Source organism: Pseudomonas sp. AC463 (genome assembly GCF_979253585.1).
On sequence record NZ_CEEDDZ010000852.1, the window covers coordinates 1 to 256 of the forward strand.

Annotated in this window: 1 pseudogene; it reads right to left on the reverse strand. The window is 68.4% G+C overall.

What is annotated here, in order from left to right:
- Nucleotides 1-256: pseudogene (locus AC0IYH_RS32645) on the reverse strand (thiamine pyrophosphate-binding protein); the annotation flags it as partial.

The following is a 256-nucleotide window of genomic DNA, read 5'->3' on the forward strand; positions in this document are numbered from 1 at the left end:
ATCGTATCCGCCGGCAACGCCTCGCGCATCGCCGTCACGCACGGACCCAAATCCATCGCCAGGTCGCGCGGCTGCGGTGTCGACCAGTCCAGCCACTCCGCATGTGCTTCCGCCCCGGCCGTCAGCGGCGGGATGGAGATCGCCAGCAACGCCTCCGCGAATTCGGCCATCCCGGCACAGATCGCCTGATCGGTCCGATAGGTTCGCCCCAGCTCCTCAGGATCGGGATGGACGTGCACCAGCCGCTGCCCCGGAT